Origin of the sequence: Cyanobium sp. Maggiore-St4-Cus, from assembly GCF_024345615.1 — a bacterium.
Classification (GTDB): domain Bacteria; phylum Cyanobacteriota; class Cyanobacteriia; order PCC-6307; family Cyanobiaceae; genus Cyanobium_A; species Cyanobium_A usitatum.
Map to the genome: position 1 here is coordinate 44,792 of NZ_JAGQBL010000001.1, position 13,708 is coordinate 58,499.

General features: G+C 60.9%; 17 protein-coding genes. 12 read left to right on the forward strand and 5 right to left on the reverse strand.

Annotated features, from left to right (window positions below; translation table 11 throughout):
- Positions 1-3 precede the first annotated feature (3 nt).
- Positions 4-690, forward strand: coding sequence for a response regulator transcription factor (locus tag KBY99_RS00275; RefSeq protein WP_254942124.1), 687 nt, complete (start codon positions 4-6; stop codon positions 688-690).
- 105 nt (positions 691-795) lie between these two features.
- A complete protein-coding gene (locus tag KBY99_RS00280; RefSeq protein WP_254961008.1) occupies positions 796-1,029 on the forward strand; it encodes a DUF3136 domain-containing protein in 234 nt (77 codons plus the stop codon).
- On the opposite strand, the gene KBY99_RS00285 is transcribed toward KBY99_RS00280, so the two are convergent.
- Complete coding sequence (locus tag KBY99_RS00285) at positions 1,026-1,559, reverse strand: hypothetical protein (RefSeq protein WP_254996633.1); 534 nt, start codon at positions 1,557-1,559, stop codon at positions 1,026-1,028. The genes KBY99_RS00280 and KBY99_RS00285 overlap by 4 nt on opposite strands.
- A gap of 79 nt (positions 1,560-1,638) precedes the next feature.
- Here KBY99_RS00285 and KBY99_RS00290 point away from each other — a divergent pair, with 79 nt between their 5' ends.
- From KBY99_RS00290 to KBY99_RS00315, 6 genes are all read left to right on the forward strand, one after another.
- Positions 1,639-2,262: a LysR family transcriptional regulator substrate-binding protein gene (locus KBY99_RS00290; protein ID WP_254996634.1), complete on the forward strand. Its 624-nt coding sequence runs from the start codon at positions 1,639-1,641 to the stop codon at positions 2,260-2,262.
- A gap of 440 nt (positions 2,263-2,702) precedes the next feature.
- Positions 2,703-3,677, forward strand: coding sequence for a hypothetical protein (locus KBY99_RS00295; protein ID WP_254996636.1), 975 nt, complete (start codon positions 2,703-2,705; stop codon positions 3,675-3,677).
- On the forward strand, positions 3,632-4,972 hold the full coding sequence (locus KBY99_RS00300; RefSeq protein ID WP_254996637.1) for a DUF6880 family protein: 1,341 nt from the start codon (positions 3,632-3,634) through the stop codon (positions 4,970-4,972). Before KBY99_RS00295 ends, KBY99_RS00300 begins: the two co-directional genes overlap by 46 nt.
- Positions 4,973-6,010: 1,038 nt before the next feature.
- A complete protein-coding gene (locus KBY99_RS00305; RefSeq protein ID WP_254996638.1) occupies positions 6,011-6,481 on the forward strand; it encodes an SLOG family protein in 471 nt (156 codons plus the stop codon).
- A gap of 57 nt (positions 6,482-6,538) precedes the next feature.
- On the forward strand, positions 6,539-7,165 hold the full coding sequence (locus KBY99_RS00310; protein ID WP_254996639.1) for a siphovirus Gp157 family protein: 627 nt from the start codon (positions 6,539-6,541) through the stop codon (positions 7,163-7,165).
- A gap of 98 nt (positions 7,166-7,263) precedes the next feature.
- Entirely contained in the window at positions 7,264-8,049 is a 786-nt protein-coding gene (locus KBY99_RS00315) for an RAD52 family DNA repair protein (protein ID WP_254996640.1), read from the forward strand.
- A 21-nt stretch (positions 8,050-8,070) separates the two neighbouring features.
- Here the strand turns inward: KBY99_RS00315 and KBY99_RS00320 are convergent, their stop codons facing one another.
- Positions 8,071-8,622, reverse strand: a complete 552-nt coding sequence (locus tag KBY99_RS00320; RefSeq protein WP_254996641.1) for a hypothetical protein — start codon at positions 8,620-8,622, stop codon at positions 8,071-8,073.
- 943 nt (positions 8,623-9,565) lie between these two features.
- On the opposite strand from KBY99_RS00320, the gene KBY99_RS00325 reads away from it, so the two are divergent.
- Positions 9,566-10,417 carry a hypothetical protein gene (locus KBY99_RS00325; protein WP_254996642.1) on the forward strand — a complete coding sequence of 284 codons (852 nt, stop codon included), beginning with the start codon at positions 9,566-9,568 and terminating at the stop codon, positions 10,415-10,417.
- A gap of 4 nt (positions 10,418-10,421) precedes the next feature.
- Here KBY99_RS00325 and KBY99_RS00330 read toward each other — a convergent pair whose 3' ends face one another.
- Both KBY99_RS00330 and KBY99_RS00335 read right to left on the reverse strand, forming a co-directional pair.
- Positions 10,422-10,976: a DUF4236 domain-containing protein gene (locus KBY99_RS00330; protein ID WP_254996643.1), complete on the reverse strand. Its 555-nt coding sequence runs from the start codon at positions 10,974-10,976 to the stop codon at positions 10,422-10,424.
- A 3-nt stretch (positions 10,977-10,979) separates the two neighbouring features.
- Entirely contained in the window at positions 10,980-11,309 is a 330-nt protein-coding gene (locus KBY99_RS00335; RefSeq protein ID WP_254996644.1) for a hypothetical protein, read from the reverse strand.
- A gap of 98 nt (positions 11,310-11,407) precedes the next feature.
- On the opposite strand from KBY99_RS00335, the gene KBY99_RS00340 reads away from it, so the two are divergent.
- Positions 11,408-12,049, forward strand: a complete 642-nt coding sequence (locus KBY99_RS00340) for a thermonuclease family protein (protein WP_254996647.1) — start codon at positions 11,408-11,410, stop codon at positions 12,047-12,049.
- Between the two features lie 138 nt (positions 12,050-12,187).
- Positions 12,188-12,550, forward strand: a complete 363-nt coding sequence (locus KBY99_RS00345; RefSeq protein ID WP_254996649.1) for an AbrB family transcriptional regulator — start codon at positions 12,188-12,190, stop codon at positions 12,548-12,550.
- Between the two features lie 206 nt (positions 12,551-12,756).
- On the opposite strand, the gene KBY99_RS00350 is transcribed toward KBY99_RS00345, so the two are convergent.
- A complete protein-coding gene (locus tag KBY99_RS00350) occupies positions 12,757-13,026 on the reverse strand; it encodes a hypothetical protein (RefSeq protein ID WP_254996650.1) in 270 nt (89 codons plus the stop codon).
- A gap of 396 nt (positions 13,027-13,422) precedes the next feature.
- Here KBY99_RS00350 and KBY99_RS00355 point away from each other — a divergent pair, with 396 nt between their 5' ends.
- Entirely contained in the window at positions 13,423-13,689 is a 267-nt protein-coding gene (locus KBY99_RS00355) for a hypothetical protein (protein ID WP_254996651.1), read from the forward strand.
- Positions 13,690-13,708 lie beyond the last annotated feature (19 nt).

Sequence of the window (13,708 nt, forward strand, 5' to 3'; positions counted from 1 at the left end):
TCGATGGATCTCACCCCTTTTCTGAGCAGCCTGGAGGGCACCACCCTCGACCAGGTGCTGTTGTCGATTGCGATCAGCGGCAAGGTGGCGATCGCCATGAAGGGTCGCTTTCTGTTGCGATCAGTGTGCGAGAGCTTTCAAGACCGTACCCGCATCGGCTGTGCCGTGACCGATGAGGCCACCTGCCTGGCCTACCTGGCGCGGGAGCCCTACGAGCTGCTGATCTGCACCGACTACCTGGAGGACGGCAATGGCTTCGAGCTCACCCGCAAGGCGCGCAGTGCCCATCAGGGCTTGCGGGTGGTAGTGCTGGCCCTGGGGGATGTGATTCCGGCCCAATACGTTGAGGCTTCCTGGCTGGAGGCCGTAGTGGCGGAAGCCGATTTCATCGGCGATCAGCGGCCCCTCCAGGCAGCGGTGCTGGCGGTGATGGGGCAGCACTCCTACCGCAGCCCCTCGCTGCGTTCCGGCACCCTGCCCTACCTGAGCTGCCCGCGGCTCACTAAGCGCGAATACGAAGTGCTGGATCTGCTGGCCAGCGGCCTCACCGATCGGGAGATTGCTGAGCGACTGGTGGTGAGCGAGGAAACTGCCAAGACCTACACCAAGCGACTGCTTAAGACCCTCGACGTCACTAACAGGTTGCAGGCCGTGCTCAAGGGCATGCGTTGCGGCATGGTGCAGCTCTAACGCATTACAGATTGTCCCCGTATGGGGGGCTCGGTAATCCTGTCCAGAAGCGCACACTCGAGCTAGGCCCGATCGGGTTCTTTGCGGCCGCCCAGCCGGAGTGCCATGACCACATCCCTCCCCGCACCAGGTCTCACCATTGGTGAATTGGAAGCGAACTATCCGCTTTATTGCAAGGCCATGCGCCTGTTGATTCGCGAGGGTAAGACGATCGCCAAGGTGCGCCGCACCGTTTGCTGGCAGCGGCTGGAGATCCTGCACAATTGCCTGCCGACTCAATACCGCGAGCCCGATTATTTGTTCGCCTTGCTGCAGCGGGAGTTGAGCGCTTGCCTCTAGGCGTCGCTTGCTTTTTCCAGCTGGGGATCGAGAACCCACAGGGCTAATCCGCCGCCCCGCCCCCTGGCGAGCAGCCAGCCGTTATTGGCGGCGCCGGAGCGAGCGATCAGGGCGAAAAATGGGCGCCGGCGTGGCTCCGGCTGCCGGCTGATCGCTTGGCGCCAGAGGCTTTGGCGACCGAGCCGCAATTCCAGTTGGTCAAACCAAAACTCCAATAACGGCCTGCGGCCCCGCAGATTGCCGCTGCCGCTGAAGCGCAGCTGCAACGCCCCGAGCTGAACGCTGTTCACCACCTTGAGATCACCCCTTTCCAGAGAAGGGGCATCCGGAGTGGCGATGCTCAGACTTGCCTGCAGGCCCCGCAGCAGGGCTGCCGTGGCGGGGTTGGGTTGGGCCTTGCCCTTGCCCCAGAGCAGCTGGAGCCGCCAGCGGCCACACAGCTGCTCTGCCGTAATCGCGGAGCCCTGGCGACGGCTGAGCCGCTCAAGTGCCAGCGCCTGTTCGCCACTGGGAATTTCGCTAGTAGGCATTTTGCTACTGGGCATCAGAGTCGGTAAAGCCTTTCATGGCTCAGATCTGGCTTAAATTCGATTGTCAGTTTTCGCGGAATTGGTTGATCTTGATGCGCTTACGGCGCTCGATGCCCTGCAGTGGCTGCGTACGAGTGAAGAGGTCTCTAAGCGCTTCGGCCTAAGTCAGGCCACCGTCAGCAGGCAATCGCGGAAATGTCTGGATCTTTTTGGTCTTGATCTCCAGCGCATAGAGGGCGAGTGGAACACCGTTGGCGATGCGACGATCTTGGCGCTTGAGCGCTGCGTTCATCAAGTGGCGAGGTGGCAGGGGCGTAGGCCCCTGCGCCTGGAGGCGACCTATTGGTCAGGCCCCTTGTTGTGTACTCCTGTGCCGGACAATTGGATTCTTGGCCTTGCCAATATTGTTGGAGTGCCGCGAAATTTTCAGCTAGTTAGGGAGAGGATTGTTGATGTCTGCCTCACCGGCTTGCCTGATTGCCCCCCTGCCGATGACCCCGAGCTGACTTCGATTGCCCTGTCGAAGATGCCGGTATTTTTTGTTGTTAGGCCGGGTCATCCTTTGATTAATCAAGCCCAGCTATCTTTTGATGATATTGCCCAATATCCAACCCTTGGTTTGCCGCCAGGCTCCTATCCCAGGGTTGAGGCTTGCTTAAAGAAGCTCGGCTTCTGGAACGATCATGTGCGAATGTTTCGCTAAAAGCGCGAAAATTGGGAGGGCAAAACGGAGGCGGAGCTCACTATCGGCTATGCCACTTCGCTCAGCATGGAAGTTTCTGGGGGTGATTTAGTCCAGCTGCCCCTGGAGTTGCCATTTGCCTCTGGGGAGGTGCTTGTATGTCGCCGAGATTTTATTGATCATCCTCGTTTGCTTTCCTTGCAGGCTTTGCTGCTTTCCCGTCTCGCTGGTTTAGCTGAGCGACACGGCGATATTCAGCTGCTCGACAATTACTAGTTTTTATAAGTTTGTGGTTGGTGCAATCGCTGACACGCTGAGTTGCCGCCGGCTGCAGAAGGAGGCCGCAAATAATTAATTATGCGGAAACTGAAAGATTTTGTATGATTTACTACTTTCGATCTGGTGTTTTTCTTTTTTGCGTTAGAATTGGTTGAGCTTGTTTTTTTTTGGGGGGGGGGTAGGTGGTGGTCGAGCTCGATTGGCTGGCTGCCCTAGACGGTCTGATTTGGCTGCGCACTGGCCATCAGGTGGAGGCCAGGCTTCAGATCGGTCAGTCCAGCGTGAGTCGCTTGAGTCGCAGGTGCGCCAATGTTTTTGGCCTCTCCCTGGCCAGGCGAGGCTCCGAGTGGCAGCTCGATGGTGATACGACACTCCTAAATCTTGAGCGCCGCGTTCACCAGGCTGTGCGGTGGACCCGTGGCGGGCCTTTGCGTCTGGAGGGGCAGCATTGGTCGGGCCCCTTGCTCTGTGAGCCGGTTCCAGCAGGTTGGATTGCTGGATGTTTTCACTTTCATGAATACGAAAAGCCGCTGCAGCTGCTGAGGGAAGGTGTGATTGACGCCTGGGTTGCTTCCTACCCCGATGTGCCAGCTGCCACTGACCCCACCATTGCCTGCATTGGCTTGAGCCGAATGCCGATTTGGCTGGTGGTCGATCAATCTCACCCGTTGCTGGAGCTTGGTGAGCAGGTGACGTTTGCTGATGTGGCTGCCTATCCCTGTATGCCCATGCCTGATGGCGCCTTTCCTAGATTTCAGGCTGTTCTGGAAGCCTGTGGCTTGTGGAATGGCGGCACAACCCCTAAACCGATTCGAAATTCTTCGGAATCTCAGCAGGTTAATTCTGAAGATCTCATTGTTGGTTTCGCCACTCCCCTCTCCTTGCTTCTAAGTGACGATTCCTGCAGGGTGCTGCCTCTAGAGCTGCCTTTAGAGGTTGGCGATGCCCTCCTAGTGCCAAGGCAATACGAGCGTGCTCCCCAAGTGCTGCAGTTGCTGGCGGAACTTCGTTTGCGTTTGGAGAGCCTCGCTGGCGCCGCTCCAGGCTTGGTGGTGTTAGACGGGTTCGAGCACCCAAGTGCTGCCCCAAGCGACCAGCCCTTTAAGGAGCAATGGCTGCCAAGCGCACCCTCAATGCCAAAAACCTCGAAGGCCTAGGCGCGGCCGTCCTCGCCGAATTGCTGATTGAGGTGAGCGCTGGTAGTGCGGTGATGCAGCGCCGTTTGCGGCTGGCGCTAGCTGCGGCTGAGGGTGCCGGCGGAGCGGCCCAGGAGGTGCGCAAGCGCTTGGCAGCCCTGGCCCGCGCCACCACCTATGTCGATTCGCGCAAGCGCAAAGCCTTGGTGGTTGATCTGGAGGCCCAGCACCAGGCCATCGCTGGACCGGTGGCGGCAGTGGATCCGCCGCTGGCTCTGGAGTTGCTGCTGCGTTTTCTCGAGCTGGCAGATGGTGTGCTCGATCGCTGCTCCGACAGCACGGGCATCGTGATTGGCCTGTTTCAGAGGGCCGTGCTTGACCTCGGGCCGCTGGCCAGCGCGGCCGCCATGCCCGCCGAAGCGCTGGCTGAGCAGCTGCTGGAGCTGGTGTTTGAAAACGGCTACGGCCAATTTGACGACTTGATCCCGGCGGTGGCTGATGCCCTTGGCGATCCGGGCCTGCGACTTCTCGAGCAAGGCTGCCGCGACCGGGGTGCCTGCGCTGGTCACCCAGCCCTGCTGCAGATCGCTGAATGCCTGGGTGATGTGGATGGCTATGTGGCCCAGTTTGATGCCAAGCAATTGGCCTGGCCCCCTACCGCCGCGGATGTGGCAGGCCATTTGCTGCAGGCGGGCCGCAGCCACCAGGCCCTGGCCGTGCTGGATGGCGCCGCCAGTGCTGCTGCTACCTGGCATTCCCCCGAGTGGCACGACACCCGCATCGCCGTGTTTGAGGCCCTGGGCCGCAACGACGAGGCCCAGCAGTTGCGTTGGGCTTGTTTTGCCAAAACCCTCTCGGCTTGCCATTTGCGCGACCACCTCAAACGGCTTGCTGCCTTCGAGGACGTAGAGGTGGAGGAGCGGGCCTTTGCGGTGGCAGAGGACCATCCCATGCGGCTGCTGGCCCTCGACTTCCTTGTGCGCTGGCCCGCGGTAGCGCGGGCTGGGCGCCTAGTGCTCGCCCATGGGACCGACTGGGATGGTGAGTCCTTCGAAATCCTTGCCCCAGCGGCTGAGCGGCTCAGCGCTGAGCAGCCGCTGGCCGCCACTGTGCTGCTGCGGGCGATGTTGCTTTTTGCCCTGTCGACGGGCCGCACCAAGCGCTACCGGCACGCCGCCGAGCACCTGGGCAGCTGTGAGCTGCTGGCCGCCCGCATCGACGACTGGCAGGCCGTGGAGCGCCACGAGAGCTTCGTTGGTCGCATTCGGGAGACCTTTGGCGGCCGCTGGAGCTTCTGGTCTCTGGTGGAGCGCTGAGGCTCTGGCAGGCTTGCCCAATGCCCTGGACTCCTTACGCAGATTGGATTTTCACTGCCGTTAGCATCACTGGCCTGCTGCTGGTGATTTGGCTGGTGCTGCGTCCCCGCAGCTGATCGAAACGCCCCCTGTTGGATTCGAACCAACGACCGGCTGCTTAGAAGGCTCAGCGTGTGATCCCCAAAAATCACTGCGATGGTTGGCGTCTGTGGCTCTAGTGCCTTGGGTGTGAGAAGGTTTGTGAGAAGGTTTGGGGGTTTCGCGCCCTCTGGAGCTTCTCAAGAAAGTCCTGGGATCGAGCAGCTGCTTCGTAGGCAGCTGCTCGATTGACGGTATTCAAGGGTTGGGATCATGCAGTTCCGATGCCGCGGGCTGAGCGATGAGGGCTTCGTGGCCAGGGCCTCTTATTCAAGGGAAAGGGAGCTGCCTTTAATTGGGCGCGGACCAAATCAAGGTTCGAGCAGAAGCCCACATCCACGCTGGGTGCCAGGAGCACCGATCGGCTCTGATTGTTCTGCTTCATGGGCTCTGACTTGGTAGCGGCCACGCCGCAAGGCTCTGCAGACACCGAAGAGCTCCGTTCGGCAGCGGCCGTCCTTCAGCGTGCCACGGCTGGGCCGTGGCCTGCATCGGCCAGCCGCCGCCGCCCTCCGCTCTGGGGCCGGTGATTTGGGGGTGGAAGGCAGGGCCACTTCCCCGCGGCTGCGGTGGCCGGGCATTCGCCCGCGTTGATGGGGAAGGGGAAGGTTCCAAGTCTCCTCGCGCAGCTGCGCGGCAGGTTGGGTATTAAGAGCTAAATCTGGTGGGCCTGCTTATCAATTGCAGATCCCTCCGAGCATGGCCAGGTTTTACATAGATCCATTGCTCCGCAGCGGCTCTGCCGTCTCATAAGTGCACTTGTACTGCTAGAATAAGGGCTGCGCCAAAGGCCCCAAGCCCATCGCCTGCGGTAATCCAATCCCCTGATCTCGCCAGCACAGCCGCTCTTTTATTTGCGGTGTGTTGCCCCGATTAGTTGTCACCTCTGGCAGCTGATTCATGGATCTTTATCTCTCATCTAGCCCTGCAATAGCCCCATCCCGTTCTTTAGTGATCGTGGCCGGCGGTGGCCGCGATCTGCTCTGGTTGCCTGCGCAGATCGCTGCTGTCCTGCTGGCCCGCACCAGCGGTCAACTCGTGCATGGGCTGCTCCATGGCGGGGCCCGCGGCGCTGATCGCACCATCGGTCGCGCCGCTTTTCAGCTGGGCTGGTCGGTTGAGGTGCTCCCCGCCGATTGGCACCGCCATGGCCGCGCTGCCGGGCCAATCCGCAATCGGGAGCTACTCGAGCTGGCAATTAGCCGGGCCGAGGCCCTCGGCTCCGCTGCTGCACCGGTCTCGGTGCTGGTGGTGGCGTTCCCCGGTGGCGCTGGCACCGCCTCGCTGGTGAGAGAAGCCCGCCGTTTGGCAGCCCGTGCGCCAGTGCCGCTCTCTGTGGCGCAGATCAGCCACGCCCCCACCCTCCCTTGATACCTGACCTGGGCATTGCCCCCTTTTCCCCAATTCCCCTTTCTCCTCATTCGTGCCATGGCTGTTCTCACTCCTATCCCCGGCGCTGCCTTTACACCGCTAGCTGCTCCTACCGCTGCAGGCCCTGCCTGCTCGCTGCAGCGTTCCGGTTCCCTTTGGCAGCTGGGCAGCGAGGCCCAGGAGCTCACCACCGCTATCGGCCAGCTAGCCGAGCAACTGGAAGCTGATGATCCCGAGCAGCGGGCACTGGCCCTGGCCGAGCTGGAGGCAGCCCTACTGGCAGAAGAAGGCAATAAGCAGGCTCTCGCCGCTAAGGCCGATGCCACCTGCTGGGTGATTGAGCACCTGCGCGGTCAGGCCACTTACCGGAGTCAGCAGGCCAAGCGGCTCGCCGATTTGGCCCGCTCTGATGCCGGCAGGGCTGATGCCCTGGAGGAATCGCTGATCTTTGTCCTCACCCAGCTGCAGCCAGCGGCGACACGCTTCTCCTTCCCCGATCACGAGCTCAGCAGCCGCAAGTCCCAGGCCGTGGTGATCGACGACGAGCAGGCCCTCGATCCCGAGTGGCTCACCTTCTCCACCACAAGCAAGCCCGACAAGAACGCCATCAAGGAAGCCCTCAAAGCCGGCCGCCAGATCAATGGCGCTCAGCTGCTCTCTCGCCGCTCCTGGCGCATCCACTGACCGGAGGGGGGCAGAGGCCTCCTCGATATGGCCCGCTGCAGGAGCGGGCCCGTATCCCTCAATCCCAATCTCCACACCTTTTCACCCGGAGCATGTCCATGAACACCATCGTTTTCTCCCCTGAGCAGATCGCTGCTCTATCAGCACCGCTCGATCGCGCCAAGGTCAAGCAGCGCGAGCAGGGCCGCACCAAAGTTTCTTACCTAGAAGGCTGGCAAGCGATCGCAGAAGCCAACCGCATCTTTGGCTTTGACGGCTGGCAGCGCGAAACCGTCGCCCTCCGCTGCGTCAACCAGAGCGAACGCACCATCGGCCGCGACAACCGCCCTGGCTGGGGTGTCACCTACACCGCCCGCGTACGCATCAGCATCAGCACCGCCGGCCAGCCGGCCCTGATCCGAGAAGGCAGTGGGGCTGGCCATGGCATCGATGTGGACCTGGGCCAGGCCCATGAATCGGCCCTCAAGGAGGCCGAAACCGATGCCATGAAGCGCGCCCTGATGACCTTTGGCAATCCCTTCGGGCTGGCGCTTTACGACAAGCAGCAGCGAGAGGTCACCAGCTCGGCAGGGGAAAGCAGCACTCCTCCCCCGACCAGCGCCAGCAACGGCACGCGATTAATCCATCGCCGCCCCTCGCTAGCAGCTCCTACCCCCACCAACGACCCAAGCCTGACACCCCTCGACCCGGCCACCACCCGCCAGATCCTCGCCATCTTGCGCGGTCTGCCCCGGCCGGTGCTGGAGGGGTTCACCAAAGCCTTCCGCAAGCGGTTTCAGGTGCCGGAGGAGGCCACATCAATCGCCGATCGGATCCTGCAGAAGCAGCATCACGACTGGATCGAGTCCTACCTGGTGCAACACCAGCAGGTGGTGGCTACATAGCCCGGAGTGGTCTTGGTCGCGTCAGGGCGCGAAGTGTCTGGAATGGGGGGTGGTTGTGCGCCGTGGAGCAACGGTGCAGCTCAGGGAATGATGCTCCTGTCGACCAGGTAGGTGTAACCAGATGACGGTGGGCAGGTTCAGATCCCGAGCCAAGTTGGCCACAGTTGTGGCGACCTCCTGCACCGTTCGAGTTGTGCTGCAGCCCTGACTGAGGGCGGATTCTTCGGCGACCGGCTCGGGCGGGAAGAAGGGTGACTCTGAATCCATCACGGAACCTTCTGATGCCCAGCCGTGGTGATGGCCGGAAACGGCAGACGGCTCCAGACCTGGCGTGGCCTGCTCTGCAATGGGCCCAAGCTGAAGACCTGTGGGTGACAACTGCACGCTCACCTCAGCACCTTCGTAGGCATGCAGCTCATTTAGATCGCCGAAGCATCTGCTGAAGGCCTTGGCCTTGCAGGTGCCGCCCTGTGGATGGATCAGCAATACGTCGGCAAAGGGGTCACCCGTTGCGGAGACCCCGTATGCCTCGACCCTGTTCAGCAGATAGCGTTCTGGCTGGGGCGCAGGCATCACCGCCACCCCATTACTGAAGCGACCAAGCGCTGCTCAGAAGAGCAGGAGCTGCCCCCCGAACAAGCCACGGAAGGCGTCAAGCTCGTTGCGGGAACCGTCAAGGCGCCATGAGCCACTGACAAGTTGTGTACGCCGGACTCGCCGTCCGGCTTCTGATGAGTCACCATTAAGCAGCTCTTGTTAGGGAGCACCCTTCAAGGGGAGGCTCAGGGAGGTAGAAGCCCCTGGGCCTTTCCTTTTGGAAAGACCCAGGGCTCCCTGCCCGGAAGACCGAGCGAAGCCAGTCCCTGTCGGGTGTCAAATCAGTTTGGCAGCACCGGTGGGGTGTGCAACGCGTGACTAACACCAGCGACAGTGCCAGCGGGCGTAGGGTTGCGAAATGTTGCTAAATTTTGGTGTTTGTGCATAGACTCGCGCGTTGTGATGGCGTGCAAACGAGTTTTTCAGGGCTGCGCACTACGGGCCCGTGTATCTCGAAATATCGCCAATCCCCGAGATCCCTTGCAGCGCAAGGGGGCTTAAAATGCTCTCATTAGACTATCTTTGGGATAATGTGACAATTGAGGAAGCGTCCTCGCGGGTGCGGCGAGGGCCTGGGCCTGCCTATCTGCCTCGTCGTTTTTATGCGGCGACTGCATAAATCGGTCCACTTGGCGCAGTACGTCAGGCAGGCCAAGTCTTTAGCTAGCGGCTATCCATTGGATGGTTTGTGAGCCCATGGCGCTGGCGATCACGCCACACGGTCTGCCCCGGCTTGCGCGCCCCGCAAGGGCTGTCGCGAGTCGCTGCGTGCCCTTGAGCTGCCAAGGCGCGACGGCTGTGTCGTTCGCCAGCCCAGCCATTACCGCCACCCTTCTTTCCCTCCCTCCGGGCTTTCCTGCGATAGCTCTCTGGTGGTCATTGCCCAGCAGGCCAAGCTGGTGGTTGGTTATAGGCAGCCATGGCCCAGCAGAACAATGGTTGCGGTATCGGTTGCGGTGGCCTGCTGGCTTTGCTTGGCCTGGGTTTTGTGCTGGCCTACTGGCATTTCTTTCTGATTGCGGCTGTGCTGGTGGCAGCCATCTCAGCGGTGGTCTATACCGCTCTGCTCTACAACCAGCAACAGCTCAAGCTGCTCATGCAACAGGTGGAACAACGTTTTCGCCATGACCCCTGCATGGTTCAACAGCGGTTTGGGGCAATCGACTCTCTCAACGTGGCCGGCGATCTCTACACCCCCAGGATCAATGTGGTGTGCCGCACGGTTGACTCAGATAGCAACGAACGCCATTCCAGCGTTATCTCCACCAGCATCAGCCCGCCGGTGGACCGCAGCCGGTTGCGGGCCGCCAGCGGTGTTACCACCTGGCTGCAGAGCGCTGGGATCAGCCTGCTCGATGACCTCTCGGTGGAGGCCAAGGCGGTGCGCGCTGCCATGGCTTGCCTCAAGGAGCGCCATTGGACCGCCGATGCTCTCACCAAGCTGGCGGGGCTGACGTCAGCGCTGGTGGAAACACTGGAGAAAGCCGAGGGCAATGAATTGCTCGAATCGGCGATTCCCCAGTTGCAGCAGGCGCTGACTGCCTTTGAGGCGGAGGAGTACAAGCTGCAGCAGGCCCACGCCAGCGCTGCCGAGATGCTGCGCAAGCTCAATGACTTCCTCAGCGTTCCGGCCAGCATCCGGCCGATTCTCAACTTCGATCTCGATCAGCTGTTTGACCCCCAGCGCTTCTCTGACCTCGAGCAGTCGTTCTCCGAGGTGGTGTTGTTGAACGATGCCTTCCGCCAGCTCTCAGAAGAGCGCCTGGCCTGAGCAGTCAGCACAACCAGCCCCTGGCCGTCGCCAGACGAGAGGCTTCCTGCACCGCCTCGATACAGCGCTGGGCGCGGCGTTTGGCATCGTCCTGCCCCTGGGCTCTCAGCAGGTAGCCCTCCATCGCCTCCGGCGTTTCGATCAGAGCCAGCAGACCAGCGGTTCGTGCAGCTAAGGAGCCAGCAGCAAGCAGGCGGCTCACCAGGCCGTGCTCCCACAGCTGCTCCCCAGTGGAGCTGGGTGCAAACAGCTCCTGCCGCAGCACTTCCAACAACTGCTGCTTAAGGGCATCAAGCTGACCGGGCCGCAGCCGGCGGCTGTTGGGCAGCCCTTCCGCTCTCCCCGCAGGGATCACGGCTGGACGATCCGGCGCATGTTCCACGCTCCAGCTCAGACCGGTGCCGGGCAAGCCCACCGTGGTGCGCGCACCACCGCTGCGGGCGACGGGGATGTTGAACGAGGCGCCCCGCCCGCCAACGGTGATCGAGCTGAGCCCGCCCTTGCTGAAGTTGAAGCGCAGCGGGCCCAGGCGGGTGGAGCGGCGAAAGCGGAAACCCATGGCTCAGCGGCTCTTGGCGCAGTAGTTGCCTGAGAAATACCAGCCCAGCGGGCAGGACTTGCCGGTCTTCTGAATCGCCTCGCGCTCGTTACTGGGGCTGCTGAGGCAGTAGTTGCCAGAGGAATAAAAACCCAGCGGGCAGCCAGCACCACTTTTCTCGATGGCGCCGCGGGTGTTGCCCCCGGAGCTGGGCACGCAGTAGCCGCCAGAGCTGTAGTAGCCGAGCGGACAGCCTCCCACCTTGGGCAGGGGTTGCACCGGCTGCTGGGCTAGGGCACTTCCTGCCGCCAAAGCTGCAATCGCGCAGGCAAGCAGCAGCAGATTGCGGACCATCGTCCTTGGAGTCATAGATACAGATTGGCGCAGATCAGCCAGCTACATCCAGGTCATGCAGGAACAGCATGAAAAGGCTGCCGGTGCAAACTCCGGCAATGGCTAGAAAGTTTCTGCTGGGTGTGGTGGCATTGGCTGCCATGGCCTGGCCAGCGGGCGGACTAGCTCAGGGCATCAAGGCCACCGTGCTCTCGATCGGCGATGGCGACACGATCAGGGTGCGTCAGGCCGGCCGCGCGGTGACCGTACGGCTGGCCTGCATCGATGCCCCGGAGACCGCCCAGAGCCCCCACGGGCAGCAGGCTCGCAGCTACCTGCAGCAGCGGCTCCCTGTCGGGCGCGAGGTGAGCCTCGAGGTCAAGACCACCGATCGCTATGGCCGTTCGGTTGCCGAGGTGATCTCGGACGTCAACATCAACCTGGCGCTGGTGGAGGACGGTCAGGCATTCGCGTATCGGCAGTACCTGAGCGGCTGCGATGCCAAGGAGTATCTGGACGCGGAATACCGAGCCAGCCGGCGGCGTTTTGGCGTCTGGCAGGTAGAGGGCGGCATCACCCGCCCATGGGACTTCCGCCGCGGACGGCGTTCAGCGGCCATCCCTGATGGCACCACTCACGACGGACGCCGCTACCGCTGCTCAGAGATCGGCTCTTACGCCAAGGCCCAGCAGTTGCTGCGGCAAGGGCACAGCTATCTAGATGGAAATGGCGATGGAGAAGCCTGCGAAGCACTCCGCTGACAGTCATCGTTTGCCATATCGCGTAGCAGCATTATTGGTTTTTGTAGAAGCCTGTGGCAGCAAAGGTTTGCCTACTGATGTAGTGGATTGACACAGCATCTGAGTTTGGTACCTTCTGAAGACCAGGCAAATATCATCATGCTCACCGGATCCGAACTGCTCGCCAAGGTCAAGGAGCTAGGCGATGTCTCCAAGTCCGAGCTCGTGCGTGAGTGCGGCTATGTGAGCACCAAAAAAGATGGCAGTGAGCGCCTCAACTTCACCGCCTTCTATGAGGCCCTGCTCGGTGCCAAGGGTGTAAGCCTCGGCACCGATAGCGCCGGCCGGGGCAAGGGTGGCCGCAGCCTTAGCTATATCGCAACTGTTCAGGGCAACGGCAACCTGCTAGTGGGTAAGGCCTACACAGCCGTGCTCGACCTCCTACCCGGCGATGAATTTGAGATCAAGCTGGGACGCAAGCAGATCAAGCTGATTCCCCTGGGCAGCGCAGATGAGGAGTGAGCAGCTGCTAGGCGTCTGCTAGTGAGCATTTGTTGCGCGCATGCACCCACCAACTGTGATCTCTTGCACAGTGAACGCAGGCGCCATGAGTTAGGTGTCGGCATGAGCGCCTGCACTCCCTTGCCCGGCTGCTCCAGATAATCCCCCGCTCACCCCGGGGGTTTCTGTTGTCAGCTCTCAAGCAAAAGCTGGTTAGGCCTTGTAGCTCAGCGCGGCAGCGGACAGAGCAAGGGCCCCGGCATGCGGCAGGTGCGCCAGTCGCCATTGATGCTGCTTACCTCCACCCCAATCCAGCTGGTGGGATGGTCGGGCTCACTAAAGAGACCAATCCATTCGATGGCATCGGCGATGGCGTTATCGAGGGAGCAGTACTGACTGACGAGCTGAAGGTGGTGGTGCGGGGGATACTGGATGTGATGCCGTTGGAGCCGCTTTTTGACTTGCAGAAATAGACTTGAGATAAAGAGGAGGCTCAACTTCGATGATGAAGAACGGACACTTCAGGTCAATGAGGATTCACCGATAAAAAAGTCGTCCTCCCGTCCATTCAGGGTTAGACCGTCGGCCTGGGTTAATCCGATGCAATGACCAGTTGCCTGGCATCTGATCAGATATCGGCGGGCATTGGAGAAGCAAACAACTTCATAGCCCTTGTTCTGCCAGTGTACCCGGAGCCCTTCATCGACGGCCCTGTGGATCTCAGCAAGCTTCATAGCTATGCAAGCCTTAGCTCAGATGCACGCAGTGCTGAAACCATTCTTGCAAGTTGGCCGTACAACGGGATAAACAAGAGCAATGCTCCCATGTCAAGCAGTTTCAAAATACAATACGCTGTTGGCTAATATGCTTATATCATCAACTGAAGCGGCTTTGTGGCAGTGGTCACACTCAGTGAATTTCGAGCAACGCTCAGGGTTACCTGGGTTGATGCAGATGGACGGGGTGAGAAGGTCTTTAGCTATTGGAACAACGAGTTAGTAACGAGCAAGTTGTGCGCCAGGGAGGAGGTGTTGCACCTCATTCGCAATGCCGATGGCTCTTTCTATCTTGAGATCGCAAATATCACCAAGGAAGGTTCACTTGAGGAGCTTGAAGAGGCTTTATATGAGTGGGCCGCTGACGAGGGCTGGCTGGACTGAAGCATTGGTAAATCCATTT

Bases quoted from the DNA above. Each gene is read 5' to 3' on its own strand.
- KBY99_RS00335 (WP_254996644.1), bottom strand. From the start codon at position 11,309: ATGGTCCGCAATCTGCTGCTGCTTGCCTGCGCGATTGCAGCTTTGGCG.
- KBY99_RS00345 (WP_254996649.1), top strand. From the start codon at position 12,188: ATGCTCACCGGATCCGAACTGCTCGCCAAGGTCAAGGAGCTAGGCGAT.
- KBY99_RS00300 (WP_254996637.1), top strand. From the start codon at position 3,632: ATGGCTGCCAAGCGCACCCTCAATGCCAAAAACCTCGAAGGCCTAGGC.
- KBY99_RS00280 (WP_254961008.1), top strand. From the start codon at position 796: ATGACCACATCCCTCCCCGCACCAGGTCTCACCATTGGTGAATTGGAA.
- KBY99_RS00330 (WP_254996643.1), bottom strand. From the start codon at position 10,976: ATGGGTTTCCGCTTTCGCCGCTCCACCCGCCTGGGCCCGCTGCGCTTC.
- KBY99_RS00310 (WP_254996639.1), top strand. From the start codon at position 6,539: ATGGCTGTTCTCACTCCTATCCCCGGCGCTGCCTTTACACCGCTAGCT.
- KBY99_RS00305 (WP_254996638.1), top strand. From the start codon at position 6,011: ATGGATCTTTATCTCTCATCTAGCCCTGCAATAGCCCCATCCCGTTCT.
- KBY99_RS00315 (WP_254996640.1), top strand. From the start codon at position 7,264: ATGAACACCATCGTTTTCTCCCCTGAGCAGATCGCTGCTCTATCAGCA.
- KBY99_RS00340 (WP_254996647.1), top strand. From the start codon at position 11,408: ATGGCTAGAAAGTTTCTGCTGGGTGTGGTGGCATTGGCTGCCATGGCC.
- KBY99_RS00325 (WP_254996642.1), top strand. From the start codon at position 9,566: ATGGCCCAGCAGAACAATGGTTGCGGTATCGGTTGCGGTGGCCTGCTG.
- KBY99_RS00285 (WP_254996633.1), bottom strand. From the start codon at position 1,559: ATGCCTACTAGCGAAATTCCCAGTGGCGAACAGGCGCTGGCACTTGAG.
- KBY99_RS00275 (WP_254942124.1), top strand. From the start codon at position 4: ATGGATCTCACCCCTTTTCTGAGCAGCCTGGAGGGCACCACCCTCGAC.
- KBY99_RS00320 (WP_254996641.1), bottom strand. From the start codon at position 8,622: ATGCCTGCGCCCCAGCCAGAACGCTATCTGCTGAACAGGGTCGAGGCA.